The sequence below is a fragment of the Roseateles sp. P5_E11 genome (genome assembly GCF_054049355.1).
The window spans coordinates 1-3,710 of sequence record NZ_JBFUMO010000567.1 but is presented as its reverse complement, the minus strand read 5'-3'; the positions used below and the strand labels follow the sequence as shown (position 1 = coordinate 3,710).

The window sequence follows — 3,710 nt, the reverse complement described above, 5'->3', positions numbered from 1 at the left end:
GAGGAGAACGCGTCGCGCATGGGTATTCATCACCCAAGGCTAGCGAGGTGGAGCTTGCGCCGCGTTGCGCGGGATCAATAGGCTCAGCTTCCAGGGCGTCACCGACTGAAGAACGGAAGCCCGACCCGGCGGCAGCGAGAAACCCCTGCTTTCATTGACCGGGGTCAACCACGCCACCGTCGCCGTCGAGAAACATCTGGCGCACGCAACGGCGCCACGGCGTCAATGGAGAAACAGCATGGGAATCAAGAGCATCCTCGTTCACCTCGACAGTGGAGTGAACGTCCAGGGCCGCGTGGACGCTGCCGCGGCGCTGGCCCTGCGGTACGAGGCTCATCTCATCGGCCTTGCGCCGGCCGGGTGGTACGCCCTGCCGCCCGAAGGCGCCGGAGGCGGGGGGCTTGCCGCCTATCAGCAGGCGGCGATGAATGAACTGCGCAGCCGGGCACTCGACTGCGCGCGCCGCTTCCAGGAACGGGTCTCGCTCCTGGGTGTGACCTCCTATGAAGGCCGCGTCGAGATGGGCTATGCAGGTGAAGTGATGACGCTTGCAGCGCGCTACTGCGACCTGGCCGTGGTCTCCCAGCTGAATCCCGACGACGCGTGCAACGGCCAGTCGGCGCAGATGGCGCAGGAAATGCTGCTGCGCTCGGGCCGGCCGCTGCTGGTGCTGCCGTTCGCGGGCGAGTGCGAGGTGCCGGCCGCGTCACGGGTGCTGGTCGGGTGGGACGGCAGCCGCGAAGCCGCACGGGCCATGCGTGATGCGCTTCCTCTGCTGAGGCAGGCGGCGAGTGTCGAGGTGGCCGTGTTCGAGACGCCTGAAGACGTGGGGCGCAATCACGGCCAGATGCCGGGCGCCGACATCGGGCTCTGGCTTGCGCGTCATGGGCTGAAGGTGAAGGTCAGCTATGTGCCCATCAAGGTGGCGGCGGGCGAAGCGCTGTTGTCGCACGCGGCGGACATGGGTGCCCAGCTGATCGTCGCCGGTGGCTACGGCCATTCGCGCCTGCGCGAGGCTGTGCTCGGCGGCGTGACGCGCACGTTGATGGCCAGTTCGCCCGTGCCGGTGCTGCTTTCGCACTGAGCATGCTGGGCGGCATTGCGGCCGCTCTGTGCTGCTGTCAGGCCGTGACCGGCAGTAGGACGCCGGCGGCACCTTCGCTGACTAGCGAACCAGCAGCACGGGCGCCTTGGTATGGGCCAGCAGGCGCGCGGACACCGAGCCCAGCACGGCACCGGCGAAAGCCCCGTGACCATGCGAGCCCATGACCAGCAGGTCCGGAGCCTCTTCATTGACGATCTCGGCCAATACCTCGGCGGGATGGCCGACCGCGTGGTGCTCACGCAGGCTCCAGCCCTGCATGGCAGCGAACTCGCGCACCGGCTTGAGCACCTTCTCGCCTTCGTCGGCGTAGTACGTCTGCAAGGTGTCGTGCGGCAGGAAGCGGGCCGCATGCGGCGGCACCTGGGCCGTCACATTCAGGGCGACGAATTCGTGGTGTTTGCCCACGAGTTCGTCGTGGGCGGCGAGGTAGCTGAGCATTCGCTTGGTGTACGCGCTGCCGTCGACTGCAAGAACGATCTTCATGGCGGCTCCTGGGTGAATCCGGGGCAGGGCAGATCCTGCGCGCCCGGGCCGGGGGCCGACTTGCGCTTTGTCAATCGATCCGGCTGACCCGGCCGCGCTTTTTGGGCGGCGCGGGGCTGTCGCAGCGAGCGAAAGCAAAAAAAAGACACCCTCGCAAGGGTGTCTCGCAGCTGGCTGACGGGCGAGCCCGCCGTCGATGCCGCCTCAGAGCAGGTGCTTGACGCCGTCCTGCTCGTCCGTCAGTTCCTTCAGCGTCTTGTTGATGCACTCCTGCGAGAACTCGTCGATGCTGATGCCCTGCACGATCTTGTACTCGCCGCCTTCGCAGGTGACGGGGTAGCCGAACATGACTTCCTTGGGGATGCCGTATTCGCCGCCCGAGGGGATGCCCATCGTCACCCACTTGCCGTTGGTGCCCAGCGCCCAGTCGCGCATGTGGTCGATGGCGGCATTGGCAGCCGAGGCGGCCGACGACAGGCCGCGAGCGGCAATGATGGCCGCGCCGCGCTTGCCGACGGTCGGCAGGAAGGTGTTGCGGTTCCAGTCTTCGTCGTTGATCAGCGCCTTGACCGACTGGCCGTCGATGGTGGCGTTGCGGTAGTCGGCGTACATCGTGGGCGAGTGGTTGCCCCAGACGGCCAGCTTCTCGATCGAGCCGACCGGCTTGCCGGTCTTGGAGGCGATTTGCGAGGCAGCGCGGTTGTGGTCCAGGCGCAGCATGGCGGTGAAGTTCTTGGCCGGCAGGTCCGGGGCCGACTTCATGGCGATGTAGGCATTGGTGTTGGCGGGGTTGCCGACCACCAGCACGCGCACGTTGCGCGAGGCGACGGCGTTCAGGGCCTTGCCCTGCACCGTGAAGATCTGGGCGTTCGCGGCCAGCAGGTCGGCGCGTTCCATGCCGGGGCCGCGCGGGCGGGCGCCGACGAGCAGGGCGTAGTCGGTGTCCTTGAAGGCGGTCATCGGGTCGCTGTGGGCCTCGATGCCGGCCAGCAGCGGGAAGGCGCAGTCTTCGAGTTCCATGATCACGCCCTTCAGCGCGTTCTGAGCCTTCTCGTCGGGAATCTCCAGCAGCTGCAGGATGACGGGCTGGTCCTTGCCCAGCATTTCGCCGGAGGCGATGCGGAACAGCAGGGCGTAGCCAATCTGGCCAGCTGCGCCGGTGACGGCGACGCGAACGGGTTTCTTGCTCATGGAGATCTCCGGGGACAGTTGATGAAGCTGGTGTCTAGGCGGCGCCRCGCGCATCGCCTGAAGGCGGGGAAGTGTACGGGCATACCCTGTGCTGCAATGCGCGCATGCCCCCAATGAAGCCAAGGCCGCCCGCCCCCCTGTACGAGCAAATCCGCCAGTTGATCGTTGCGGCGCTGGCAGCGGGCGAGTGGCGGCCGGGCGACGCCCTGCCCAGCGAGGCCGCGCTGGCCGAGCGCTTCCATGCCAGTTCGGGCACCGTCAGAAAGGCGATGGACGAACTGGCAGCGGCCCATGTCGTCGAGCGCCGCCAGGGCGCCGGCACCTTTGTGTCGACGCATACCGCGCCGCGCGACGCCTACCGCTTCCTGCGCCTGGTGGCCGACGATGGCACCACCGGCCTCACGCGCGAGCTGCTGCATTGCCGGCGGGCGCGGGCGACAGCCGAGACGGCGCGGGCCCTGCATCTGCGCACGTCCGAGCCCGTCCTCGAGGTCAGGCGGCTGCTGTTGCGGCGCGGCCGCGCTGTCGTGCTCGACGACCTCTGGCTGCCGGAACGGCACTTCCGCGGGCTCAGCAGCGAAGTCATCAACGCCTACCCCGGCACGTTGTACGCGCTGTTCGAGGAGCGCTTCCAGGTGCACATGGTGCGCGCCGAGGAGAAGCTGCGTGCAGTGGCGGCCACCGCCGAGGCCGCCGAACTGCTGGGTGTTGCCGACGGCGCACCCCTGCTCAGTGTCGAGCGCGTGGCGTTCACCTATGGCGACCGACCGGTCGAATTGCGTCGCGGGCTTTACCACACCGAAGCAGACCACTACCTCAATGAGTTGAACTGAATCTGACAATGCCGCAGTGCAGCAAGTGCGAAGGTTGACGGGGATCTAGGCCCTAGAATCTTTCGGTTTCACATTGATTACGCAGGCTCGACCATGAC

The 3,710-nt window shown here is 67.2% G+C and carries 4 protein-coding genes; 2 read left to right on the top strand and 2 right to left on the bottom strand.

Features of this window, described 5'->3' with window-relative positions:
- The first annotated feature begins 154 nt into the window (after nt 1-154).
- Nucleotides 155-1,084 (top strand): universal stress protein, encoded by a 930-nt coding sequence (locus ACXJKR_RS27055; protein WP_457325442.1) that lies wholly within the window; start codon nt 155-157, stop codon nt 1,082-1,084.
- An 81-nt stretch (nt 1,085-1,165) separates the two neighbouring features.
- On the opposite strand, the gene ACXJKR_RS27050 is transcribed toward ACXJKR_RS27055, so the two are convergent.
- Together ACXJKR_RS27050 and ACXJKR_RS27045 are read right to left on the bottom strand one after the other, a co-directional pair.
- Nucleotides 1,166-1,588, bottom strand: coding sequence for a universal stress protein (locus ACXJKR_RS27050; RefSeq protein ID WP_056196381.1), 423 nt, complete (start codon nt 1,586-1,588; stop codon nt 1,166-1,168).
- 204 nt (nt 1,589-1,792) lie between these two features.
- Nucleotides 1,793-2,779, bottom strand: a complete 987-nt coding sequence (locus ACXJKR_RS27045; protein WP_056196384.1) for a malate dehydrogenase — start codon at nt 2,777-2,779, stop codon at nt 1,793-1,795.
- Between the two features lie 104 nt (nt 2,780-2,883).
- Between ACXJKR_RS27045 and ACXJKR_RS27040 the strand changes: the two genes are divergently transcribed.
- A complete protein-coding gene (locus ACXJKR_RS27040; protein ID WP_056196386.1) occupies nt 2,884-3,612 on the top strand; it encodes a GntR family transcriptional regulator in 729 nt (242 codons plus the stop codon).
- The last annotated feature ends 98 nt before the right edge of the window (nt 3,613-3,710 follow it).